Annotated in this window: 23 protein-coding genes; 13 read left to right on the top strand and 10 right to left on the bottom strand. The window is 64.2% G+C overall.

Annotation, left to right across the window (positions count from 1 at the left end; translation table 11 throughout):
* Positions 1-25: 25 nt before the first annotated feature.
* From BLT42_RS02855 to BLT42_RS15090, 4 genes are all read right to left on the bottom strand, one after another.
* Positions 26-1,009, bottom strand: coding sequence for an acetyl-CoA carboxylase carboxyltransferase subunit alpha (locus BLT42_RS02855; RefSeq protein WP_091766473.1), 984 nt, complete (start codon positions 1,007-1,009; stop codon positions 26-28).
* A 109-nt stretch (positions 1,010-1,118) separates the two neighbouring features.
* A complete protein-coding gene (locus BLT42_RS02860; protein WP_091766477.1) occupies positions 1,119-2,045 on the bottom strand; it encodes a site-specific tyrosine recombinase XerD in 927 nt (308 codons plus the stop codon).
* Complete coding sequence (locus BLT42_RS02865) at positions 2,042-3,664, bottom strand: hypothetical protein (RefSeq protein ID WP_143024024.1); 1,623 nt, start codon at positions 3,662-3,664, stop codon at positions 2,042-2,044. The genes BLT42_RS02860 and BLT42_RS02865 overlap by 4 nt, the downstream gene beginning before the upstream one ends.
* Entirely contained in the window at positions 3,633-3,773 is a 141-nt protein-coding gene (locus tag BLT42_RS15090; protein WP_176780224.1) for a hypothetical protein, read from the bottom strand. The genes BLT42_RS02865 and BLT42_RS15090 overlap by 32 nt, the downstream gene beginning before the upstream one ends.
* Positions 3,774-3,880: 107 nt before the next feature.
* On the opposite strand from BLT42_RS15090, the gene BLT42_RS02870 reads away from it, so the two are divergent.
* From BLT42_RS02870 to BLT42_RS02880, 3 genes are read left to right on the top strand one after another with little or no spacing between them, the layout of a single operon-like run.
* On the top strand, positions 3,881-4,420 hold the full coding sequence (locus tag BLT42_RS02870; RefSeq protein ID WP_091766903.1) for a shikimate kinase: 540 nt from the start codon (positions 3,881-3,883) through the stop codon (positions 4,418-4,420).
* A gap of 50 nt (positions 4,421-4,470) precedes the next feature.
* Complete coding sequence (aroB, locus tag BLT42_RS02875) at positions 4,471-5,520, top strand: 3-dehydroquinate synthase (protein ID WP_407657275.1); 1,050 nt, start codon at positions 4,471-4,473, stop codon at positions 5,518-5,520.
* On the top strand, positions 5,517-6,788 hold the full coding sequence (locus tag BLT42_RS02880; protein WP_091766486.1) for an HlyC/CorC family transporter: 1,272 nt from the start codon (positions 5,517-5,519) through the stop codon (positions 6,786-6,788). Before aroB ends, BLT42_RS02880 begins: the two co-directional genes overlap by 4 nt.
* Here BLT42_RS02880 and BLT42_RS02885 read toward each other — a convergent pair.
* Both BLT42_RS02885 and BLT42_RS02890 read right to left on the bottom strand, forming a co-directional pair.
* On the bottom strand, positions 6,785-7,528 hold the full coding sequence (locus BLT42_RS02885; protein WP_091766489.1) for a DUF3313 family protein: 744 nt from the start codon (positions 7,526-7,528) through the stop codon (positions 6,785-6,787). The two genes, BLT42_RS02880 and BLT42_RS02885, sit on opposite strands and share 4 nt — an antisense overlap.
* Before the next feature lie 75 nt (positions 7,529-7,603).
* Positions 7,604-7,873 (bottom strand): BolA family protein, encoded by a 270-nt coding sequence (locus BLT42_RS02890; protein WP_091766492.1) that lies wholly within the window; start codon positions 7,871-7,873, stop codon positions 7,604-7,606.
* Between the two features lie 69 nt (positions 7,874-7,942).
* On the opposite strand from BLT42_RS02890, the gene BLT42_RS02895 reads away from it, so the two are divergent.
* The 3 genes from BLT42_RS02895 to BLT42_RS02905 all read left to right on the top strand — a co-directional run bounded on the left by BLT42_RS02895 (position 7,943) and on the right by BLT42_RS02905 (position 10,996).
* Positions 7,943-8,557 (top strand): J domain-containing protein, encoded by a 615-nt coding sequence (locus tag BLT42_RS02895; RefSeq protein WP_091766495.1) that lies wholly within the window; start codon positions 7,943-7,945, stop codon positions 8,555-8,557.
* Positions 8,558-8,884: 327 nt separating this feature from the next.
* A complete protein-coding gene (gene cobS / locus BLT42_RS02900; RefSeq protein ID WP_091766498.1) occupies positions 8,885-9,871 on the top strand; it encodes a cobaltochelatase subunit CobS in 987 nt (328 codons plus the stop codon).
* Positions 9,872-9,952: 81 nt separating this feature from the next.
* Positions 9,953-10,996, top strand: a complete 1,044-nt coding sequence (locus tag BLT42_RS02905) for a hypothetical protein (RefSeq protein WP_091766502.1) — start codon at positions 9,953-9,955, stop codon at positions 10,994-10,996.
* Between the two features lie 156 nt (positions 10,997-11,152).
* On the opposite strand, the gene BLT42_RS02910 is transcribed toward BLT42_RS02905, so the two are convergent.
* The gene (locus tag BLT42_RS02910) at positions 11,153-11,407 is read right to left on the bottom strand and encodes a hypothetical protein (RefSeq protein WP_143024025.1); all 255 of its coding nucleotides are present in this window, start codon (positions 11,405-11,407) and stop codon (positions 11,153-11,155) included.
* Between the two features lie 172 nt (positions 11,408-11,579).
* Entirely contained in the window at positions 11,580-13,616 is a 2,037-nt protein-coding gene (locus tag BLT42_RS02915; RefSeq protein WP_091766906.1) for a TonB-dependent receptor plug domain-containing protein, read from the bottom strand.
* 311 nt (positions 13,617-13,927) lie between these two features.
* Here BLT42_RS02915 and BLT42_RS02920 point away from each other — a divergent pair, with 311 nt between their 5' ends.
* The 3 genes from BLT42_RS02920 to BLT42_RS02930 all read left to right on the top strand — a co-directional run bounded on the left by BLT42_RS02920 (position 13,928) and on the right by BLT42_RS02930 (position 17,471).
* Positions 13,928-14,356 (top strand): MerR family transcriptional regulator, encoded by a 429-nt coding sequence (locus tag BLT42_RS02920; RefSeq protein WP_091766508.1) that lies wholly within the window; start codon positions 13,928-13,930, stop codon positions 14,354-14,356.
* A 215-nt stretch (positions 14,357-14,571) separates the two neighbouring features.
* Positions 14,572-16,485 carry a cobaltochelatase subunit CobT gene (gene cobT / locus BLT42_RS02925; protein ID WP_091766511.1) on the top strand — a complete coding sequence of 638 codons (1,914 nt, stop codon included), beginning with the start codon at positions 14,572-14,574 and terminating at the stop codon, positions 16,483-16,485.
* A 14-nt stretch (positions 16,486-16,499) separates the two neighbouring features.
* Positions 16,500-17,471 carry an esterase-like activity of phytase family protein gene (locus BLT42_RS02930; RefSeq protein ID WP_091766514.1) on the top strand — a complete coding sequence of 324 codons (972 nt, stop codon included), beginning with the start codon at positions 16,500-16,502 and terminating at the stop codon, positions 17,469-17,471.
* Here BLT42_RS02930 and BLT42_RS02935 read toward each other — a convergent pair.
* The gene (locus BLT42_RS02935; RefSeq protein WP_091766517.1) at positions 17,468-19,243 is read right to left on the bottom strand and encodes an amidohydrolase; all 1,776 of its coding nucleotides are present in this window, start codon (positions 19,241-19,243) and stop codon (positions 17,468-17,470) included. The genes BLT42_RS02930 and BLT42_RS02935 overlap by 4 nt on opposite strands.
* Positions 19,244-19,346: 103 nt before the next feature.
* Positions 19,347-19,652: a 50S ribosomal protein L28 gene (gene rpmB, locus BLT42_RS02940; RefSeq protein ID WP_091766520.1), complete on the bottom strand. Its 306-nt coding sequence runs from the start codon at positions 19,650-19,652 to the stop codon at positions 19,347-19,349.
* A gap of 186 nt (positions 19,653-19,838) precedes the next feature.
* Between rpmB and BLT42_RS02945 the strand changes: the two genes are divergently transcribed.
* The 4 genes from BLT42_RS02945 (at position 19,839) to BLT42_RS02960 (ending at position 24,165) form a co-directional block, all read left to right on the top strand.
* Entirely contained in the window at positions 19,839-20,660 is an 822-nt protein-coding gene (locus BLT42_RS02945; RefSeq protein WP_233342278.1) for a DUF3108 domain-containing protein, read from the top strand.
* A gap of 84 nt (positions 20,661-20,744) precedes the next feature.
* On the top strand, positions 20,745-23,360 hold the full coding sequence (locus tag BLT42_RS02950) for a helicase-related protein (protein WP_091766526.1): 2,616 nt from the start codon (positions 20,745-20,747) through the stop codon (positions 23,358-23,360).
* Entirely contained in the window at positions 23,357-23,701 is a 345-nt protein-coding gene (locus BLT42_RS02955) for an RNA-binding S4 domain-containing protein (RefSeq protein ID WP_091766529.1), read from the top strand. The genes BLT42_RS02950 and BLT42_RS02955 overlap by 4 nt, the downstream gene beginning before the upstream one ends.
* Before the next feature lie 14 nt (positions 23,702-23,715).
* A complete protein-coding gene (locus tag BLT42_RS02960) occupies positions 23,716-24,165 on the top strand; it encodes a tellurite resistance TerB family protein (protein WP_091766532.1) in 450 nt (149 codons plus the stop codon).
* Positions 24,166-24,217 lie beyond the last annotated feature (52 nt).

The following is a 24,217-nucleotide window of genomic DNA, read 5'->3' on the forward strand; positions in this document are numbered from 1 at the left end:
AACTGCGAAAGCGTCGCAGCCAGGCCTAGAAGGCGCCGCCGCCGGCCCGGCCGATGGCCAGGAAGCGTTCACGGCGTTTCTGGCGCAATTCCTTGTCCGACAGACCGTCGAGCTTGGCCAGATGGGCCTCAATGGCATTGCCGACTGAGCGCATGGTCTCGACCGGGTGGCGATGCGCCCCGCCGATCGGCTCGGGAATGATCTCGTCGATGATCTTGAAGCCGAGCAGATCCGGTGCGGTGACCTTCATCGCGACGGCGGCGTCCTTGGCCTTGGCCTGATCCTTCCACAGGATCGAGGCACAGCCCTCCGGCGAGATCACCGAATAGATGGAATGCTCCAGCATCATCACGACATTGGCGCTGGCCAGGGCCACCGCGCCGCCGGATCCGCCTTCACCCGTGATCACCGAGATCAGCGGCGTGCCCAGCGTCAGGCAGCGTTCGGTCGAGCGCGCAATCGCTTCGGCCTGGCCGCGCTCTTCAGCACCAAGACCAGGATAAGCACCGGCGGTGTCGACAAAGGTCAGGACGGGCAGGCCGAATTTCTCGGCCAGATCCATGATGCGGATCGCCTTGCGATAGCCCTCGGGCCGAGCCATGCCAAAATTATGGTGCAGGCGGCTCTCGGTATCATGGCCCTTCTCATGGCCGATCACGACCACGGAACGGCCCCGGAATCGGCCAAGCCCACCGACGATGGCTGCATCTTCGGAGAAGCGCCGATCGCCGCACAACTCTTCGAAATCCTCGATCAGCGCCTTGCGGTAATCACGGAAATGCGGCCGCTCCGGGTGACGCGCGACCTGGGTCTTGCGCCAGGGGTCGAGCTTGCCATAGAGGGTCGCAAGCTGTTCCGACGCCTTCTGACGCAGCTTCGCTGTCTCTTCGGCCATATCTGGCGCATCGCCGCCGCCTGCACCGGAGAGCGTTTCAAGCTCTTCGATCTTGGCTTCCAGCTCGGCCAGCGGCCGTTCGAAATCGAGATAGGTACGCGTAGGATCGGACATGCCCGTTTAACGCCTGTGGACGTTCAAGATGGGGTCGAACCTAACCAGCCGCGCCGAGCGTCACAAGTGCGCAATACTGTCGGTGAACAGAAGTGCGTTGGAACGGGGTTCAGGTGTTGCGAGCCAGCGGATGCGCGCTCTCGACCAGGGATTTCAGCCGTTCGTCCAGGACATGGGTATAAATCTGCGTCGTCGAGACGTCGGCATGGCCCAGCAGGAGCTGGACGGAGCGCAGATCGGCCCCGCGCGCGAGCAGATGCGTGGCGAAGGCATGGCGCAGCACATGAGGGGAGACGCGGGCCGGGTCGAGACCTGCCGCCAGGGCGAGTTCCTGCAGGATCTGGGCGAAGCGCTCACGGGTGAGATGTCCGGTTTTCGCCGTGCGGGAAGGAAACAGGAAGCGATGGGCCTTCTGCTGGCCTGATCTGAGCGGCGGCAAATGTGCCGCTCGCACGTCACGATAGGCGGCCATCGCCTCCAGCGCCGAGGCCGTCAGCGGCACCAGGCGCTCGCGCCCGCCCTTGCCGGTGACAAATATGCAGCGTTCGGTCTGGATAAAGGCGCTGAGCGGCAGGGAGACCAGCTCGGTAACCCGCAGCCCGCCCGCATAGAGAATTTCCAGCAAGGCCCGCGTCCGCAGCCCCGAAGCCCCCGGCAGGTCCGCGGCGGCCGCAAACAGGGCGTCGACATCGGCTTCGCTGAGGATTTTCGGCAGGCTGCGCCCCTGTTTGGGCCCGCGCAGCGGCGTGCACGGATCATCACTGCGCCGGCCCTCCGAGAGCAGGAAGCGATAGAAGCGCTTCATCGCCGACAATCGACGCGCCGCAGTGGCCGCCGACAGGCCGTCGGATTCGATCCCGGCCAGGACTTGTTCGAGATCGGTCGTCGCCGCGCTGGCCAGCTCGACGCCGCGCGCGCCCAGCCGGGCCGAAACATCGGTCAGGTCGCGGGCATAGGCATCCAGTGTATTGCGGGCCGCGCCGCGTTCGGCGGCCATCATGTCGAGGAAGAGGTCGATCTCCGGACCTGAGCTCACACCGCCCTCGCGACCAGCCGTTCCAGCAACAGGTCGAGCGCAGCACGGCGCAGACCGAGTTGATCGAGCACGACAATTGAACGGCTCAGGGTCTCGGCATTGAGCGGCGACCCTGCCAGGACGGCAATGGCCAACATCGCGGCCTCAGCGCCGGCGCCGGAGCGGGCGGCAGCTTCCATCGCCAGGACTTCCGGGCCGACCGTCGCCGGCGCGGACAGCAGCAAGGCCGGACGCAATCCCGCCACCTCGCCGGCGCCGAGCCGGTTGAAGGCCAGCATGTCGGGCAGCGCCGACGGGCCATAGGCTTCAAAATGCGCGCCCAGCAGCGCAGCGGTCTGGTCGCCCGACAGCCGGTCGCGGGCAAGGGCGATCGCCAGGTCGAGATTGACCATGCGGCGCGGCGAAGGCGGCACCCAGGCCGGCGGAACTTCGACCATCATCGCGTCATCCAGCGGATCGATCGGCTTTCCGGTCTCGTCGAAGGCCGTGATCGGCTGTGGTTGCGGCGGGCCATCCATCAAGGCGTCGCGCCATTGCGAAGCCGTTCGCAAGTCACCGCTCAACAAGGCAGCGAGGGCGAAACGATAGCCATCCCCCAGCGTGTCGCGCGTCACCGGTATGGTGTGAACCTCGCGGCCATAGCGCCGGGCCGCAACGGTAAAACGATCGCCGGCGACGGCGTCGTCGAGCAGGCCGGAAAGCGCGCCCGCGGCGATGGAGCGGTCAACGCCCTGGACCAGCACGGTTTCAAGCCCCGCCGTCCGGCCAGGACCGGAGAGCGCAAGGGCTGCGGCCAGCGCCTGCGCCGGTTCGCTGGCCGGCACCGGTGCGGGCATGGCGCGGCCGTGTACGAAACGCTGCAGCCAGCCGGGCGCCGCGCTGACCTCAAGCGTGTCCAGATCAGTCTCGCTATCAAGCTGGAAGGCCATGGAGAGTTTCAGGCCGGAATCGATCAGCGGCAGCGCTTGCGGCGGACTACCGTCGAGCGTCAGCGCGTACAGCATGGTGTCATAACCGGCGTCTTCGCTGGAATTGCGGGCCAGCTCGGCAGTCAGTTCGGCGGCACTGTCCTGGCCATCAAGCGCCAGGCAGACGGCCCGGGCCCGGAGCCAGTAGGCCTGTTCACGACCGCGCAGCAGCGCATCGGCCGAATGGCAGGCGCTGCGCGTATTGCCTGTCGCGAAGGCGAGTTCGGCATGCAGGCGCGAGAGCGCTTCATTCTGGTTCAGATTGGGCGTACGCTCGAGCAAATCATAGGCTTCGAAGACGCCCCCTGCCGCCAGCAAACGGTCCGCCCGCAGCACCGGCAGTCCCGGATTGCCGCGTCCGCCCGCGGGCGGATAGCCACCGGAGCTCAGCACCGAGCGCGCCAGATCGGCCAGCGCCGGCGAGGCATAGCCCTCACGGCTCGCCTCGGGCAGCAGGGCGAGAACCCGGCTGGCCATATCGGCATCGCTGCCATCCCAAAGCGAAATACCCAGCGCAGCGTCCGGCAGACCCACTTCGAGCGGATCGAGCGCGTCGAGGCTTTGAACCTCGATCGGCCCCTGGGCGAGGGCCGTACTGCCCAAAACCAGGGCCAGGCCGCTAGCGCGGAAAATTATCGTCCAGCTCGACACGTACTTCCTCCTGCGACGGCTCAAGACCGTTCGCGATAACAATCAGCGTACCGAAGCCCGCCGCGATAATGCCGGCGACAACCACCAGACCGACCAGAAAACCCCGCATGAATTCACCTTCCACATGTGCAATTGGCGCGCCACCAGAATGGCAAACATCCGCGCGACAAGGGTAACCCCGATTGCGGCGATTTCCAGACGCTTTATACCGATGTGATGACCCGCACTGCTTTACATGATCACACAATCGTTCTGATCGGCCTGATGGGCGCTGGCAAGACCACGGTCGGACGCCGTCTCGCCGCTGCCATGGACCGCCCATTTGCCGATGCTGACCATGAAATCGAGCGCGCCGCCGGCCGTTCGGTCAGTGAGATATTCGAGGATTTCGGCGAGGCGGCCTTCCGCGATGGCGAACGCCGCGTGATCGCACGCCTGCTCGACCAACCGCCCATGGTGCTGGCCCTGGGCGGCGGCGCCTTTGTCGACCCGGATACCCGGACGCTGATCGCAAACAAGGCCATATCCATCTGGCTGCAGGCCGATGTCGAGACCCTGGCGACGCGGGTTGCCCGGCGCGATACCCGCCCCTTGCTGCGGGACGGCAATCCGGTGGAAATCCTTGAGCGTCTGCTCGAGACACGGCAGCCTGCCTATGCGGAGGCCGATATCCATATCGATGCGTCAGCGGGAACCCACCAGGCGACGGCCGACGCGATCATCGCCGCGCTGAAAGACCGGGAGACGCAAAAGTGAATTCAGTCCTGACAGTACCGGTTGGTCTCGGGGATCGCAGCTATGATGTGATGATCGGCGATGGCGCGCTCGAGGCGGCCGCCCCGCGCCTGCCCGGCATATTCCCGCGCCAACGCGCCATTATCGTGACGGACCGTCATATTGCGCCCCTGCACCTGGAACGCGTCACAGCGGTATTGGCCGGTGCCGGCATTGCCTGCGACCCGATTGTGATGGAGCCGGGTGAGGCCACCAAGAGCTTTGCCGGTCTGGAACAGCTGGTCGACGCCTTGCTGGAGCGCAATATCGAACGCTCCGAAGCAGTGATCGCCCTGGGCGGCGGGGTGATCGGCGATTTGACCGGTTTTGCGGCTGCGGTGACCAAGCGCGGCGTCGGCTTCGTCCAGATCCCGACCACATTGCTGGCCCAGGTCGACAGTTCGGTCGGCGGCAAGACCGGGATCAATACCCGCCAGGGCAAGAATTTCGCCGGCGCCTTTCACCAGCCGCGCCTGGTCATTGCCGACACCGCCTTCATCACCACCTTGCCCGAGCGCGAACGCCGCGCCGGCTATGCAGAAATCATCAAGGCGGCGCTGATCGGCGATGCAACGATGTTTGACCGGCTCGATGCCGCCGGCGCCAACGTGCTGCACGGTGCCCCGCTGGCCCGGGCCATCGCCGATGCGGTTGCCTTCAAGGCTCACATTGTTGCCCAGGACGAGCTGGAGCATGGCCGACGTGCCCTGCTCAATCTCGGCCACACCTTCGCCCACGCCTTCGAGGCCGAAGCGCCCCGCGATGCGATCCGCCATGGCGAAGCCGTCGCGGCGGGGATCGCACTGGCCTTTCGTTATTCGGTCGCGCGCGGCGAATGCCCCGCCAGCGACGCAGACCGGGTCGAGACACATTTGCGCACGATCGGCCTGCCCTGGAGCGCCGCAACACTGGCGCACAAGGACTGGGATGCCGGCCGCCTTGTAGCCCGCATGCGTGATGACAAGAAAAACCAGGCCGGGGAAATCACCTTGATTCTCGCCCGCGGTATTGGCAAAGCGTGGATAGACCCTAGGATTGACGCGGCACACCTTGTCGCATTTTTGGAGACTTCGCTCTCATGAGCCTCGACTGGAGCCTGATTGGCCCCGCCCTGATGATTATTGGCCTGCTTATGCTGTCGGCCTTTTTCTCCGGTTCGGAAACCTCGCTGACTGCGACCTCTCGGGCGCGCATCCTTCAGCTTGAGCGCGACAAGAATCCCGACGCGGCACGGGTGAATTTGCTGATCAGCGATGGCGAAGGCCTGCTGGGCTCGCTGCTGCTCGGCAATAATCTGGTCAATATCGCCGCCTCCATGCTGACCGGACAGTTATTTGCCCGCATGCTGGGCGGAGAGCACAGCGTCTGGATCGCCACGGCGGTGATGACGGCGCTGGTCCTGGTCTTCGCCGAAGTGATGCCGAAGACCTACGCGCTGTCCAATCCTGAACGTTTCGCGCTCTTCGTGTCGCGCCCCGTCCTGGTCATCGTGCGCGTCTTCGCGCCGATTGTCGGTGCAGTGCAGGCGATCGTGCGTGGCGTGTTGCGCCTGCTCGGCGCCCGGGTCGAAGGTCCGGTCCTTTCAGCCCACGACGAATTGCGCGGTACAATCGCGCTGCATCACGAGGATGGCGGCGTGGTCAAGAATGACCGCGACATGCTCGGCGGCGTGCTCGATCTGCGCGAATTGACCGTTGACGACATCATGGTCCACCGCAAATCCATCCACATGATCGATGTCGAACGCCCTGCCGCCGAAATCGCCCAGGAAGCGCTGCACAGCCCCCATACCCGCCTGCCGCTGTATCAGGGCGAGCCGGATAACATCATCGGCGTGCTGCATGCCCGCGACCTGGCGCGTGCCATGCACGATAATGACGGCGACCCGTCCACGATCGATATCCGTGCCATCGTGCGCGAACCCTGGTTCGTGCCGGAAACCACCGAAGTGCTCGATCAGCTCAATGCCTTCCGCGAGAAACGCGAGCATTTCGCCCTCGTGGTCGATGAATACGGCGCGCTGATGGGCCTGGTGACGCTGGAGGATATTCTCGAGGAAATCGTCGGCGCGATCGAGGACGAGCATGATATCGCCGTTGAAGGCATCAAGCCGGAGGCGGAAAGCACCTGGCTGGTCGATGGCGTGGTGCCAATCCGTGACCTCAATCGGGCGCTGGACTGGCATTTGCCGGATGAAGAAGCGGTCACCGTCGCTGGCCTGGTGATTCACGAGGCCCGCACCATTCCCGAGCGCGGTCAGGTTTTCCATTTCCACGGCGTGCGCTTCGAAGTCGTGGAACGCCGCCGCAACCAGATCACGCAATTACGCGTCAGCGCCAGCCCCGACTAGGGACTGGCGGGCGCTTCGGCGTCCCCGGCCGTCGCGGCAGCGAACATTGCACTGCACACGCCGCGCTCGGTCTCGGACCGTGCGCCATCAACGGAATCGCGTGCACTGACGATGAGGTCGCCGAAACTGTCTGCAAAGACCTGCGCCAGATCATAGCCATCGCCGATCTCGGAGAAGCCTCCACTGGAGACGAGGTGATTGCGCGAGGACCAGGCCAGCGCCGCAATCTGGGTGTCGGTGGCATCAAGCATTTCGCCCTCGACCGCCAGGGCCCCGATCCCGATCGGGATACGCGGGCTGAGCGGTCCCGGGATCGCAAACCCGATCAGGCGCGACGCGCCGGCGCTGACCCGGTTGGTGGTCTCAAATCCGGTAACGGTCATGCGCAGCTCGTGGCTCGCCATTTCCGGATCGGCGGTGACCTGAAACCCGCTCCGCGCCAGCCGGCGGCACATGGTCTGGTTCAACTTGCCCACGATGCGATTGAAACGGGCCGGATCGACACCACTGTCCTCGACAACGCCCGGCACAATGCCGGCCTGGGGAATATAGACCGCCTCGACGGCGCGCAGCGCCTGCGGATCAACCCATTCGCGAACCTGCAGCAAGCGGCGGTCACTGGTCTGCAGGTTTCGATAATCGCTCAGCGTCTCGGCCTGTTGCAGTCCGTTGGCGGCACAGCCCGTCGCGAGCAGGGCGAGGACGGGTATCAGGCAGAGGGAAGGATTGAAATTGGGCATGGCGGCTCCGGAAATCCACTGGGGTTGTGAGGGTCTACGCCCGCCATGGGCGATTGGACCACCGGCCCGGGCGGATCATGCCTCGCCCGGCGCCCGCGCCTTGATCGCCAGCGCATGGATTGGACCCTTGAGCTGTGCGGCGAGCGCCTCATTGACCAGGCGGTGGCGGGCCAGCCGGGTCAGGCCTTCAAAGCGGCTGGAGACGATATCAACGCTGAAATGGCTCTGCCCGCCTTCGCGTGCACCTGCGTGTCCCGCGTGCAAATGACTGTCATCGCTGACATGCAAGGCCACAGGAACCAACGCCTCGCGCAGGCGGGTTTCAATCTCATCTCTCACTGTCATGATTAATTTCACCTCTTTTGACACTCGTTTCATTGCTGCTTTACCCGAGCATGAGCATAATCGGACGCTATGACAGACGCATTCGAATATACGCCGCGGTTCAAAGACATCCGCATCAAGCCGCCCAAGGACAAACCTTCGGCCGAGGAACGCGTGTGTGAATGGCCCGGTTGCCGCAGCCATGGCAATAGCCGCGCACCGAAATCCAATGACCAGCTGAGCGATTTCTACTGGTTCTGCCAGAGCCATGCCTCGGAATACAACAAGTCGTGGAATTTCTTCGAAGGCATGAGCGAGACGGCGGCGCAGGCCTATCGCGAATCCTCCGCCTATGGACACCGCCCGACCTGGGGCTGGCGCAATTCGACCAGCAAGCGCGCCAAGGCCCAACGTGCCAGTCGTGACTTCGCCGATGGCTTCTCTGATCCGATGGGCAATTTCGGCGACAATTCCAAGCCTCACCAGGACGGCCCGCGCGAAAAGACCATGGGCCGGCTGCAATCCAAGGCACTGGAGACAATGGGCCTCAAACCCGATGTCGACCCGTCGACGGTGCGCCGCCGCTATGCCGAACTGGTCAAGCGCTTCCACCCCGACGCCAATGGCGGCGACCGCTCGAGCGAGGAACAGCTCGGCCGGGTGATTGCTTCATATCAGATCCTCAAGGGCGTCGGGATGGCGTGATTTTTCACGTTTTCTCCGCCTGCCGCCCGCTAAAGTTTTCTCAATAATCAACCCCTTGTCATCCCCGGCGGATGCCCCGCGCAAGCGGGGCGCAGATCGGGGAGCTACCCGTGCCTCCAGCTGGAACAGCGGCCAGGTCCCGGCTCTGCGCCCGGATCGCTACGCGTCCGGGCATCCGGCCGGGATGACAAGCGTTTGTTGGGTTGGGGGAAAAAGGGGGACATCTCACCCGCCTCCCTTGCCGTGCGACGCGGCCTGCGCTAGTCCGGATGCACGATCCCGTGCAGCTTTGCAGTCCTGACGTCCCCAAGCGAAAAGACCGGTTCCATGAACGACGAGTTCCCTGTGCCTGCCCCCGATGCCATTGCCGATACCCAGGCGCTGTTCGGCTTCGATGCCGGCTTCGAAGTGCCTATGTTTTCGAAGCCTGACGAGCACACGCCGAAGATCGATCCGGATTATGTGTTCGATCCGGCGACGACGCGGGCAATCCTGGCGGGCTTTGCGAAAAATCGCCGGGTAATGGTCCAGGGCTATCACGGCACCGGCAAGTCGACCCATATCGAACAGGTCGCAGCAAGGCTCAACTGGCCAATGGTGCGGGTCAATCTCGACAGCCATATCTCGCGCATCGACATGGTCGGCAAGGATGCCATCGTGCTGAAGGATGGCAAACAGGTCACCGAATTCCAGGAGGGCATATTGCCCTGGGCGCTGCAGCGTCCGGTCGCGCTGTTGTTTGACGAATATGATGCCGGTCGTCCGGACGTCATGTTCGTGATCCAGCGCGTGCTCGAGGCCTCCGGCTCGCTCACCCTGCTCGACCAGACCAAGGTGATCCGGCCCAACCCGTCCTTCCGCCTGTTCGCGACCACCAATACGATCGGGCTCGGCGACACCACCGGCCTCTATCACGGCACGCAGCAGATCAATCAGGGCCAGATGGACCGCTGGTCGATCGTGGCGACGCTGAACTATCTGCCGGCCGCGACCGAGAACGCCATCGTGCTCGCCAAGATGAAGGATCTCGCCGCCACCGAAGAGGGCCGCAAACAGGTCGCCGACATGGTCAAGCTGGCCGATCTGACGCGCGAAGCCTTCATCAATGGCGATATCTCGACTGTGATGAGCCCGCGCACCGTGCTGACCTGGGCGGAGAATAACGCCATTTTCAACGATCTCGGCCACTCCTTCCGCCTCACCTTCCTCAACAAGTGCGACGAGCTGGAACGCCCGACAATTGCGGAAATGTATCAGCGCGTCTTCGGAACGGATCTGGCGGAAGCGCCGATCAAGCCCGCCGCGGTTGCCTAAAGGACGAGGCGGGCGCTTGGTGCCCGCTTGACCCGTGCTGCGACTATCAGGACTATGCCCCCCGATACACGGGGGACAGGCATGATCAGAACCATCACACTCTGTGCGCTCGCGAGCGCCGGACTGGCCGCGCCGGCTCTGGCCTGCCCGCCGCCACCGCCGCGCTCCTACGAGCAAAACCTGGCCGCTTCGGCGACGCCGCGTCTCTATGACTATCTGTCCCGATCGGCCTTTGTGGAACTGGTCCGGCCCGTGGCCTGGCGTCCGACCGAGTTGTCTGGTTCTTGGGCGGCCATGATGGCCAATGTTGGACTGACCACATACACACTGCAGGTCGACCACCGCCTGAAGGGCATGGGCGAGGACACATTCGAGATCGACGGTGCTGCGGGCGCGGTCGCGGTTGAACCGGTGGCATCAGACGGCACCGATTATGCGGCCCTGCATGCGCAAACCCTGTTCTGGGACGAATTCCCCGTTGGCACGCCCAGCACAGCTTTTCTCAGCCTGCCGACCTGCGCCAATTCCATGGCGCTGATCCTCGAGCAGACCTATCTGGTCTTCCGCACGGCAGAGGGCGGCATCCTCGCGATCGAACCTGTCGGCGCGAATGATCAATTGGTACAGGGCGTGCGCAATCTGATCGCCGAGCCCGAGGCGAGACGGCCCTGGGAGACCGATCTGCGCGATTATCTGGTGCGCCACCGGCATCTCGACCGGATCGAGATCACGCAATGTGACCCGAGCCGCTATGAGGTCGAGATCACCAAGACCGGCGAGTATCAGCCCGGCCGCGGCCTCGTCCGTGACGCTGAGGACTGGGTCGAAGGCGCCGTTGCCCGGCGCGGGATCAATTATGCCCGTGGCCGGGTTGAAAGCCCCGATTGCGAGGCCGGTGAGGAATTCCTCGTCACGCATGATCGCTATATCGCCAGCTTTGGAGCCGGCCGGATCCTGAGCTGGGATTTGCAGAGCGTGTTTCTTGGCGCCTACCCGATCGAAGACGGACAGGCGGATTTCTCGACAACCTATTCGCAAATCGCCGTCACGGATGAGCGCGCTGTGCCCCTCACGGACGTGGAAGCCTGGTTTGCGGCCGCGCCGGCGATCCGCCCGCTCGACTAGCCGGCGGGCCGCCGCCCAATCCTTGTGAGAGGCAGCATCAGCACCGCCTCAACGCGATGTTCCGGCGCGAGTCGCTGCGGCGGACATTTCGGGGCCTTTCAGGCTCATCGATATACGTTGTGTATGCAGCATGCCGCCCGAAATGTCGGTCAGCCATCAGGCCGGCTCGACATCATTGCCGTTGGTGAGGCTCTCGAGTGCCAGGGCGACGCGGCGTTCCAGCAGCGGCCGGTCTGCCTCCATGCCCTCGGCCTCGGCGTCGGCGATTTCGGTGGCGTCGAATAGCCAGCGGCGCAGGATTTCGATCTTCTGCGCATCGCTCAACCCGGCCTGGCTCAATACCGCTTCGGGGGTATCAAAGGCCAGGGCAGGGTTTTCCAGGGCCTTGTCATAATCAAATGAAACACTCATTTCCGGCTCCTTCATTGCTTGGCAGGTCGCGGGGCTGGCAAACAGCCGCCAGTCCGCCATGAGCTGACATGGGAACACGCGACAGCCCGAACCGCAAACCGCGCGGCAGATGCCGCTCACCGCCGTCATCAACACTCGCAATTTCCGCTGGAAGATTCAGGTTGGTGCCCGATCAGCCACCAAATCGAAGCCGAAAGCCGCCATTGACGACGAAGCCATCCGTGCTCTGCCAGATATCCGTGGTCCACTGGCCGTCCGCCGCACGCGCCGGTCGCAGAATTGGATCCTCGTCGCTCTGACGCACGTCCAGCAGGTTTTCGAGATTGATGAACAGGCTCACCCTGCCGAGCACGATTTCGCCGAGCAGCCCGAGATGGAGATAGTCATCACTTCGCGTACGGTAGGGATTGTCATAGAGTTCTTGTTCGCCCGTGTAATAGGCTTCGAATCCCAGTCGTCCCTCACCATGACGCTCCCACATCGCCACAAATCCGGCTGAGTGTTGAGGGGTCAGGGGCAATTGGCGGCGAGCCAGTCCGACCGGGTCAACTTCGCTGGTATCCAGATAGAGATAGCTCCCGGTGAATTTGAAATCGCGCCAGAAATACCGGAGCAGAACTTCCGCCCCACGAATTTCGGTCTCGCCGTTCGCATTGACCAGCCGAACTGCATCGTCCGGCCCACCCGGCGCCGTTGCAAACGCCTGCAATTGTGTCGCGCCCTCCACGTCAGATCCGAACAGGGTCAGACCACCCTCGATTGCCCCGTTGCGGTAATTGAAATCAATCGAAGCGGTCGTCGCGGTTTCGGCCTCCAGACCGGCGAGGGGTTCCAGCCGCGACAGCCCGGCAGCTTCGATTGCCTCGACGAAAGGCGTCGGTGCAAAGAAGCCATTTCCCCACGATGCACGGATCGTCCAGTCGCCAGGCCGGTAGAGAACCGAGAGACGCGGACTGGTTTGCAACCCATATTCGGAGTGATCGTCGGCGCGCGCGCTCAATGACGCGGAAATAGTGTCGGTAAAGTCATGGTCGATCTGAGCGAAAATTCCCGGCGCTTCATAACGGTAGTCAAAGTCGCCAAAACTGTCTGAGCGAAAACCGTCAGCCTGATATGCAAGGCCCAGCACCCAGTCCGTGCGCTCACGCACGCCTGCGAGTGACGCTTCCAGGAGCAGCGTGTCATGGCTGTCCGAGTCGACCAGCCCACCGAAGCGGTGCTCGTGATCCTGCACCATGCCGGCAGCCCGGAAATTCAGGTCCAGCGAAGCGGAAAGGGGGTGCTGGGTGACCACACCGACATCAAAACGCGTGGTGTCCTGGTTCTGTCGGAAAGCCGTGCCCGCCGGTGTGAGAAAACCGTCGCGTGTGCCACCGGTGCGCTGCTCGGTCATGAAGCCGGCAGTCACATAGGCGGTCGACCCATCAAGGCCGTCGAAATGGAGGCGCGGGCGCACCGTGACGCGCTCATAGCCCGGCATATCAATCCAGCCATCATCATCAAGATCGACATTGCTCTGCCGGTGAGCCCCCAGTGTCAGCGAGGCAGCGAGCTGATCGCTCAAGGACGTGGATGCAAAGCTCGTAATATCCTGCCCGTCACGCGTCGTGGCGTTGAACAAGACCTCTGCATAGGGGGCTTCGGCGGGGCGACGTGAGACGAGATTGATCACGCCGCCAAGCGCGGATGCCCCGTAGAGCGACGAGGCCGATCCCTTGATGACTTCGACCTGGGCGAGGTCGGTTGGCGGAATTTGCAGCAACCCGATAGAGGCCGCCTGTCCGCCATAGAGCGGAAGCCCGTCGGCCAGCAATTGCGTGTAGCGTCCATACAGGCCCTGCATACGGATATTCGCGGCACCCAGTGCCGGCGATGTGACCTGCACACGCACGCCGCCGGTCTCATTGACCAGCATGGCGATATTGCCCGGTCGCATGATCGCCTTCTCCTCGATTTCCTCGCGGACAATCACTTCAACCCGCACCGGGTCGTCCTCAACATTTCGGCCGGTCCGCGTGGCACGCACGACGATGACGTCGTCCTCATGCTCCCCCTCATGATCGTGAGCATCGCCCTCATTCCGGTGGGCATGGTGTCCGGCCTCGGCCGCCGCACCGGGTTGTGGAACGGGTTCATCGGCTCGAGCGGCGACGCCACCCAGCGTGATCGAAATCAAGGCAAGAACGGTGAGGAGGCGGGCAATCGTCATGGGGGCATCTACCTGTTGAACTTGGACATGGATTGAGGCGTTGCGCGGGATGTCAGCGGGTATGGAGGGGATAGCGTGCAAGCCTGAACGGCCGATCAGGAGCCAATTCACGCCCGCGCCATTGAAGGCGGCGGGCATGAACTCTCCGGAGGATAAAGACCGCAGCCTTGCCCCCGCAGGCCTGCTGTCGAATCTTAGCTGGTTTTTACGGCGGGGCCCGGCCATGGCATTTCTCTCCGACTCGGCTTGCCGCCTATCAACAGAGATGCCAGATACAATCTACAGCCACTATAGATGCAAGAGGTAAAATCATGACGCGCACCTATGCCATCGGGGAGCTTTCCCGGCGCACCGGCGTCAAGGTCACGACGATCCGCTACTACGAGCAGAACGGTCTGATCGCCGAGCCCGAACGCGCGACGAGCGGCCATCGCCGCTATGATGATGCCGCTCTGGAGAGGCTGGGTTTTATCCGACAGGCGCGGCAACTCGGGTTTGATCCGACAGCCATCCGCGAACTATTGGACCTCGCAGCTGACCCGAACCGGCCGTGCACCGCGGTGGACATCATCGCCAAACACCATGTCGACGAGATCACCATCCGTATCCAGCATCTGTCCGCGCTCAGAAACGAATTGCAACGCGTGCTCGACAATTGCGGGAGCGGCCGGATCGGCGATTGCCATGTGCTGCAATCAATCGCTGACCGGACAGGGCATAAACAGGGCCCTGACGCATGACAGCACACTGCCCCTCGCCAGGCTTTCAACCAGGGCCGCGTGCAAAGTGAGCAGAGCGAGATCCCTGACAGGCTAGGGCACGGTCGATCAGCGCCGTCTGGTCGACCAGCTGCGAGACAGGGCCCCGCGCCGGCTTCGCCGAACCCACTTCTCAATGCCGCCGGCTTCCTGAACTCCCGGCTCGATTTTCTCCGCCAGCCGGTTAGTTTACACTCATGAGCCAGCCGCCCCCCGATCCCGACGCCTTCCGCCGCGCCCTTGCCATCACGACGCGGGCGATTGCCGGCGACAAGGAGCTCGATGTCCGCTTTGGCGGCGAAATAGCCGGGCTCAATGGCGGGCGCATGGTTCTGCCCAATCCGGGCCCCCAGCCAACCACCAAGGCCGCCGCTGCCGTGCGCGGTCGCGCCGACGCGCTGGCCCTGCGGATTGCCCACCACAATGAAGCCGCTCACGCTCGCGCCCTGCCGCCGGGCGCTACGGCGCGGGCCATTTTCCACGCCGCTGAACAAGCGCGGGTCGAGGGACTGGGCGCGCGCGAAATGCGCGGCATGGCGGCCAATCTTGACGCGGCCCTGATCGACCGTTGCCGCCAGAAAGGCTGGCAAAACGTCACCGAGCGCGAAATGGCGCCGATGGAAGAAGCACTGGCCATGCTGGTGCGCGAACGCATTGGCGGCCATCCCGCGCCCGCCGAGGCCGCCGGTCTGATGACACTGTGGCGTGATCAGCTCGAGGCCAAGGCCGGCACCTCGCTCGACGCGCTCGCGGTGAATGCCGAAGACCAGACCGCCTTTGCCGACATGCTGCGTTCGGTCATCAAGGATCTCGACCTGTCCGACGAGCTCGGCGGAGATCCGGAGGAAAGCGAGAATCCCGAAGACGAGGATGAAGGCGTCGAGCGCGAACAGAGAACCGGCGAAGACGAGGATGAAGACGGCCAGTCCGACGATAACCAGGACACGCCCGACGCTGCCGGTGAAGCCGGCGATGATGACGAGAATAATGCCGATAGTGATGATGCGGACACCCGCGTCGACTCGATGGATGATGAAGGCGCATCCCAGAAGGCCATGCGTCCCAACTGGCGCCCCGGCGATGATGGTGACGCCAAGTCCTACAAGGTTTTCACGCGCGAATTCGACGAAGTCATCCAGGCCGCCGATCTGTGCGACACCGAGGAATTGGCGCGCTTGCGCAAGTATCTCGACGGCACGCTGAAGGGGCTCGACCAGGTCGTCGGGCGCCTGGCTAACCGGCTGCAACGCCGTCTGATGGCGAAGCAGGAGCGGGCGTGGAAGTTTGACCTTGAGGAAGGCGTTCTCGACGGCGCGCGCCTGGCCCGCGTCATTGCAGACCCGACCCTGCCGCTCTCCTACAAGGCAGAAAGCGAAACCAAGTTTCGCGATACCATCGTCACCCTGCTGATCGATAATTCCGGCTCCATGCGCGGCCGCCCGATCATGGTCGCCGCCGCCTGCGCCGACATCCTGGCGCGGACGCTGGAACGTTGCGGCGTCAAGACCGAAGTGCTCGGCTTCACGACCAAGGCCTGGAAGGGCGGAAAGTCCAAGGAGAAGTGGCTCGCCGAAGGCAAACTGCCGCAGCCAGGCCGGCTCAATGATCTGCGCCATATCATCTACAAGGCCGCCGACACGCCCTGGCGCCGCGCCCGGATCAATCTCGGTCTGATGATGCGCGAAGGTCTGCTCAAGGAAAACATTGACGGCGAAGCCCTGCTCTGGGCCTGGAAGCGCCTGGCTGCACGACCCGAACAGCGCCGCATCCTGATGGTGATCAGTGATGGCGCTCCGGTCGATGACGGGACGCAATCGGCCAATTCAGCCGGCTATCTCGAACGCCATCTGCGCGAAACCATCGCCCTGATCGAAACCCGCTCGGATGTGCAGCTTCTCGCCATCGGCATCGGTCATGATGTAACCCGCTGGTATCGCCATGCGGTCACGATCAATGATGTCGACCAGCTTGGCGGGGCGATGACCGATCAGCTCGCAGCCCTGTTCGATGAAGACATGCCCGTAAGCTCCGGTTATACCAGTACTCGTCCGGCCTCGCCGACATCAACATTAAAGCGCGCCGACACTGCCGATATGGGGGCAAGGCGCTAACGGGGGGGATCCCGATGACACGCTACACCCTGCTGCTCGCGGTGCTCTTCGCCTCATCCTGTTCACAGCCCGTCCCGGTCGTCAGCAGCCCGACCACCCAGGCCGTCGCCCTTTTCCCCGATTCGCCGGAGATCCTGCAGCTGGGCCTTTTGGACTGGCGCGGCGGAATCGAGATTTCTGACGATGATGACCGTTTTGGCGGCCTCTCTGCGCTGGAGGCCTCCACCGATGGCGCGCGCCTGCTGGCCGTCTCCGACAGCGCCTGGTGGGTGACGACAGACCTGATCTGGTCCGATGCCGGCGAATTGAGCGGCGTGGACAATCTTGTCATCGCCCCCCTGCTGGACCAGGCTGGTCATCACCTCGAAGGCGAAGCGGGCGATAGCGAGGGCATCGCCGCCCTGGGCGGAGGCCGCTATGCCGTCAGCTTCGAGCGCGAAGCCCGTATCTGGTGCTATAATCTGGGTGAAAACTGGAACCGGATTGACCGGGCACGTCCGAATCTGCGCGACTTGCCGCCGACCGACCTGCCCATCACCCATAATGGCGGCATGGAAGCGCTGACCCTGCTCGATGATGGCAGCCTCTTGGTCGGCATTGAATGGCCCTTCTCCTCCGACACCGCCTATGACGTCTGGCGCCAGACAGGCGACCATTGGGCATTGTCGAGCATGGCCGCTGTCATCGAGTATGGATTGACGGGCTTGACGGTAATTGACGGCCAGGTCTACGCGCTCCAGCGCTACTGGACCCCGGCAGTCGGCTCCCAGCTGCGCATCGTCCGCTTCGACCAGACCGCACTTGATTCAGATGGGATCATCGAGCCGGAATTGCTGGCTGAATTTGGTGCCGCCAACTCCGTCGACAATTTCGAGGGCATCACTGCCTTCCATCGCGATGGTGAAACCATCCTGCTCATCGTCTCGGACGATAATTACAATCCGCAACAGCGCACCCTGCTGATGGCCTTCGCCGTCACAGGCTAGCCCTCATCGCTTTGATGGAAGGCGTCGGGCGCTTCAAAGACCACTTCGCCGTCGACGACCGTCATCCACGGCTGGACCGTCAGGATCTCCGCCTCGGGGATGGTCATGATGTCGGCCGAGAAAATGGTCAGGTCGGCGATCCGCCCCTGCTCGATCGTGCCCAATTCGTCTTCACGGAATGAGGCATGGGCCGGCCAGGCCGTGAACAGTTTGAGCGCGTCCTGTCGCGACAGGGCCTCTTCGCCATGCCAGTCATCGCCCTGGAAGCCGTCGAGGCTGGCGCGCGCGGTGGCGGCGTAGAATTCAATCCGTGGATCACCACGCTCGACCGGCGCATCACTGCCACCGATGAGATGGGCGCCGGCATCCAGAAGGCTCTGCCAGGCGTAGGCTCCGGCCAGCCGTTCCGCGCCAAGCCGCGCAGGCGCGAAATAGAGATCACCGATCGCATGCGAGGGCTGCATCGAGGCAATGACGCCGAGTTCGGCAAAGCGTGGAATGTCGGTGGGTTCGATGATCTGGCTATGCTCGTCGCGCCAGCGATGCTCCGGCAGCGCGCGTTCATCGGCGGGTACGGCGGCCATCGCTTCCTCGATCCAGTCGAGCAGGACCCGGTTTCCGCGATCCCCGATCGCATGCACATTGATCTGCACACCCGAGCGCAGCGCCTCGGTCATCACGCCCAGCATCTCATCGCCCTCGGGGAAGAGCAGGCCCGAACTCTCCGGGCGGTCGGAATAGGGTTCCAGCAGCGCCGCGCCGCGCGAACCAAGGGCGCCATCCATATACATTTTGACAGCGCGGGTGATGACGAGACCATCGGCGGCGATGCGCGGAGTCTCGGCAGCCAGGCGGGAATAGCCGCCCGGATTGATCGAGATGTAATCGCGAATCGGCAGACGGCCCGCGTCGGCGAGCGCCTCGATCATCGCGACATCCTCATAAGGCACGGACATGTCGTGTGCGCCGGTCCAGCCAAGGCTGGCCATCACTTGCGCACCCTGGGCATAGGTATCGGCGCGCACGCTGCCGCTCGGCTGTTCTATCAGGGAATAAACGGCGTACTGGGCAGCGTCGATCAGCATGCCATCAGGCTCACCGCTGGCCTCACGCAGGATCTCGCCACCATCCGGCGCGACACTGTCTACACCGATCCCGGCCTGTTGCAGCGCCAGGGAATTGGCGACCGAGGCATGGCCGTCGGCGCGGGTCAGGATGACGGCATGATCCGGTGCCACGGCGTCGAGGTCATGGCGATTGGGGAATCGTCCTTCAGGCCAATGCGTTTCGATCCAGCCACGCCCATAGAGCACGCTGCCAGCGTCCAGCTCTGCCGCCGCGGCGGCGATTCGCGCCTGCAGGTCTGCGATCGAGGTGACGTCGTCGAGATTGAGCGTGCGCTCGCGGGCGCCGACGCCCATCACATGGACATGACTGTCAGTGAAACCGGGATACATCGCGCCGCCATTGAGATCGACGACCCGCGTATGCGCGCCGATCCAGATCTCGGCGCCGGCCTGAGGGCCAGCAAACACGATGCGTCCAGCCTGGACAGCAACGGCCTGCACGGTGGGCTGGTTGTCATTGGCGGTGTGGATATTGCCGCCCCAGAACACCAGGTCGGCCGCGGGGATGGCGCCTTCAGCGGCGCGCTCGGTCGTCATCGCCTCCGGGGCCGCCTCAGGGGCTGGCGCAATAGTCTCGCCCGACGGGCCACCACAGGCGGCCAGCGCCCACAGGCAAAAGGGCATCAGAAAATTCATCGCACGCATGGCAGCCTCCCCGGATCAAGAGGGGCAAACTAGCGCCGCGGCACGCATACGACAACGCCCGCTGCAGGCAGCGGGCGTTGGCAGAATAATGAAGATCGCCGAATCAGGCTGCGGCAGTCGCCTCAGGGGCGGCCGAAGCCTTTTTCAGTGCGCGTTTGATCTTCAGGGCCTTGTCGGACAATTTCTCGTCGCGAGCCTTGAGGAGGAAGGCATCGAGCCCGCCAACATGATCGACGCTACGCAGGGCCTTGGCGGCAATGCGGAGTTTGAAATTGCGGCCCAGCTTCTCGGAAGCCAGGGTCACATCGCACAAATTCGGCAGAAAGCGACGGCGGGATCTGTTCATGGCATGGGAAACATTATTCCCCGACATTACACCCGTACCGGTCAGTTCGCAGCGACGCGCCATAGTCGCACCTTTCCAAAATAAAAAACTTTCGCTCGGGTCTTGCGACCAGAGTGGGAGCGGGCGAGATAGAGGAGGCGGCCCGCCTCGTCAAGCTTGCGGCGTTCATCTTGCAGTGGGTTTGGGTATATTATTGCAGTATGAAGGCGTCAATTGAGGCCTCCGGGTCCGGTAAAAGGAGTGCAGGGCGTGAAACAAGTGTGGTTAGCAGGCGTGGCAGCGCTGGGTCTGGTTGTCTCCGGCAGCGCCGGCATTGCCGATGACGCCGCCGATGCAGGGGTCTCGCCCCGCGCCGCCGGCACGCATGGCGTCACGGTACAGTATTCAGGCTCCGTGCTGATCTTCCAGGTCGCTGATATCAGCATCAGTACGGAATATGCCGATGATACCTATCAGGCTGCCGCGCGTTTCACCGCCGCCGGCCTGGCCGCCCTCTTCACCGATGCCGATATCGAAGCCGGTGTCAGCGGCTATCGCGATGGCACCCAGTTACAGCCTTACCGCTACAGCCATCTCAACCACGCCAGTTCCAAGAACCGGATCGTCGGAATCGACTTCCCCGATGGTGTCGCCATGCCCGACGTCAACCCGCCGTTTGGCAATATGGGCGAACCGGCTGCGACCGACGTGGATCGCGCAGGCGCCCGCGACCCGATCTCGACCCTGCTTGCCATGGGACTGGGGGCTGTTTCGTCTGGTAGCTCGCACTGCGATGGCCGCCTGCCAGTGTTCGATGGCCGCGCCCGCTATAATCTTCGCTTCGAGGATGGTGGCCGCAAGGATATCCGCACCCGGGCCTGGAGTGGCGAAGCGCTGATCTGCCGCGCCTATTACGAACCCATTTCCGGCTATGAGGCCGATGAATTCCCGACCGCCGAGGAGATTGCCGAACCGATCGATTTCTGGCTGGCCCCGATCAATGGCGGCGAATTCTATGTCCCGGTGAAGATCCGCACCAATGCCGGCTTTGGCGGCGTCACCGTATCGGCCCGCTCGATCGAGACCTATTGACCGCACCCGGCCCTCGCCGCCGGTAGGCGGGTGGCCTAATCTCTCGACTCATCAGACTTGTCCGACTCGTAACGGGAGAGCGGCGTGACGACGCATCGCGATACCGACGGCCAGATCACCGCCGCCCTCGGTCCGACCAATACCGGCAAGACGCATCTGGCGGTCGAGCGCATGCTGGGACGTTCATCCGGCATGATCGGCCTGCCTTTGCGGCTGCTGGCGCGCGAGGTCTATGACCGCGTCGTGCGCGCCAAGGGGGCCGCCGCCGTGGCTTTGGTCACCGGCGAGGAGAAGATCGTGCCGAAATCGGCGCGCTACTTCATCTGCACCGCCGAGGCGATGCCGCTCAATCTCAATGTCGCCTTCATCGCCATCGACGAAGTCCAGCTCGCCGCCGATCCGGAACGCGGCCATGTCTTCACCGACCGCATGCTGTATTGCCGCGGCAGCCAGGAGACCATGCTGCTTGGCGCCGCCACGATGGGCCCGCTGATCCGCGAACTGATTCCCTCAGCGCATATCGAGACACGGGAGCGCTTCTCCCAACTCAGCCATACCGGGCCCGCCAAGCTGACGCGCCTGCCACGGCGCTCGGCGATCGTCGCCTTCTCGGCAGAGTCCGTTTACGCGATTGCCGAATTGATGCGGCGGCGTCGCGGTGGGGCAGCGGTGGTGATGGGCGGTCTGTCACCGCGCACCCGCAATGCCCAGGTCGAGCTCTACCAGTCAGGGGAAGTGGATTTCCTCGTCGCCACGGATGCCATCGGCATGGGGCTCAACATGGATGTCGACCATGTCGCCTTCGCTGAGAGCCGCAAGTTTGACGGCCGCAAGCGCCGGCGCCTCAGCGCCGCAGAGCTGGCCCAGATCGCCGGCCGTGCGGGCCGTTTCCGCAATGACGGCACATTCGGCGAGACGGCCGATTGCGGTCCGTTTGATCCCGACCTGGTGCGACGGATCGAGAACCATCAGTTCGCGCCCGTCACCAAGCTGCAATGGCGCAATCCCGATCTCGACGAACGCTCGCTCGACAATCTCCTCATCTCCCTGGCCGAGCCGCCCGACCATCCGGCGCTGGAGCGGGCCCGTGAGGCAATTGACGAGCGCACCCTGGCGCTGCTTGCGTCCGATCCGGAGATCCGCGACCGCACCGCCTCCATGGCGGGCGTGAGGCGTTTGTGGGATGCCTGCCGCCTGCCCGATTTCCGCAAGGTCACCCTCGACGCCCATGCCAGTCTGGTGCGGACGATTTTCATGCACCTGACCGGCCCGGCCGGCCATCTGCCCGATGACTGGCTCAACGGACATTTGCAACGCCTCGACCGCACCGATGGCGAGGTCGATGTTCTCGCCGCCCGCCTGACCCAGGTCCGCACCTGGGCCTATGCTGCCCACCGCCCCGACTGGACCGCCGACCCCGAGCACTGGTGCGAGCGCACCCGCGAGATCGAAGACGCCCTGTCTGACGCCCTGCACGAAAAGCTGATGCAGCGCTTTGTCGACCGCCGCACCGGAGCGCTGATGAAAGGTTTGCGCGATGAGCGCGAAATGCTGGCCGGGGTCTCGCCCGAGGGCGAGGTCACGGTGGAGGGGCATTATGTCGGACGGCTGGTCGGGCTCTCCTTCAAGCCCGATGCCCAGGGACGCGAGCTGGCGGCCAGGGCCCTGCGCTCGGCGGCGATTGAGGCGCTGCGCCCCGAAGTCAATCGTCGGCTCGGCGCCCTCGCCCGCGTCACCCCCGATGAGATCATATTCGGCGAGGACGGCGCGATCAGCTGGCTGGGCGAGCCGGTGGCCCGGCTCACGGCCGGACCGGAGCCCTTGCGCCCGGCGGTCACCCTGGTCGGCGCGGAAATTGGCGCCGCCGAAGCCCGCGCCCGGGCGCGCTCGCATCTGGAACGTCTCGTGAGCCAGCTGGCGCAGGCACGTCTGGCGCCCTTGCTGAGACTGCGCGAGAGCGCCAATGGCGACGCGCTGGCCGGCCTCGCCAGCGGCATTGCCTGGCGGATGTTCGAAACGGGCGGCGCCCTGCCCCGGCTCGACGTCAGCGAGGAAATCCAGGCCCTCTCGCCCTCGGAGCGCCGCGCCCTGCGTGCACTGGGCGTCGAGATCGGCGAGCACATGATCTACCTGCCAGCCCTGATCAAACCGGCCGCGGCCCGCCTCAACAGCCTGTTGCGCGCCATCCATGCCGGTGACACCCGGCCCGCCTGGCGTCCGGCACCGGGGCTCACCTCCCTGCCGCGCGATCACAGCCGCTCGCCGGGGGATCATATCGCCATCGGCTATCAGCCCTGCGGCCCGCGCGCTGTGCGTTTCGACATTCTCGAACGGCTCGCCGACATGATCCGCGACGCCCGTACAGCCCGGCGCAAGGGCCAGTTCGCGCTGACGCCGGCCATGACCGCCCTGCTCGGCTGCAGCCTGGAAGATTTGCGCGGCATTCTCGGCGCGCTCGACTACCGGCGTCTGCAGAAGGGCCATCCACCCGAAGCGGGCCCTGAGGAGATCTGGGTCCGCCGGCGACGCACCCCGCGCGCCGCGCCGGCCAGCCCCGCCGCCATCACACCCGATACCGATAATCCGTTTTCCGCCCTCGCCGGTCTGAGTTTTGCGCCGCCGCCGGCCCGGCGTGTGCCTGCGGGCGCAACCAAGCGAGCCAGGCGGCGACGGCCACCCCGGCAGAAGGCGGGGTCATGAGCGAGCCGGCCGAAGCGCAACGGATCGATCTCTGGCTCTGGCATGCCCGGTTCTACAAGACCCGCAGCCTGGCCACCGCCATTGTCGCCAAGGGACGCATCCGTGTGACATCCAACGGGCTGACCCGGCGGATATCGAAGCCGGCAACACTGGTCCGCGCAGGCGACACATTGACCCTGCTGCGAAACGGTTCGATTGTCTGCCTCACCATTCTGGCGCTGGCCGAACGGCGCGGCACTGCCACGCAGGCGCAAGCGCTCTACCAATTGCCGGACGAGGCGCAGCCAGACGCCAGTCCGGCACAAGGAAGCAGAAGCGATGACCGCGTCAGCACCCGATAGCCTGGAGCCCGCCCATGTTTGACAAGCTGAAACAGATGTTTGGCCGTGACCCCGTCACCGCGCGGCCGGAGCTTGACCCCCATATCGCTGCGACTGCGCTCCTGGTCGAGGCCGCCCTTGCGGACGGAATTTATGCCGATTGCGAGCAGGACCAGATCAAGGAAATCCTCGCGGCCGCCTTCCTGCTCGACCCTGCCGCCGTCGACCGGGTGCTTGACCAGGCCGAGGAACTGGCCGAGGGCGCGATCGACCATCACCGCTTTACCAAAGTGGTCAAAGTCTGCCTGAGCGAGCAGGAGCGGGTCGCATTGATTGAGCAATTATGGATGGTCGCCCTCGCCGATGGCGAGAAATCACCCTTCGAGGACGCTTTCGTGCGCCGGATCGCGCCCCTGCTTGGCATTGCGGATCGTGAGCGGGTTTTCGCCCGTGCCCGTGCAGAAGCCAAGGTCCGGCACCGTTGACAAAACCGAGGCGGCAGCCCATGTCCGCCAAGCCCCGCCAATTCTCTGCATG

It is taken from the genome of Maricaulis salignorans, from assembly GCF_900103475.1.
GTDB lineage: Bacteria > Pseudomonadota > Alphaproteobacteria > Caulobacterales > Maricaulaceae > Maricaulis > Maricaulis salignorans.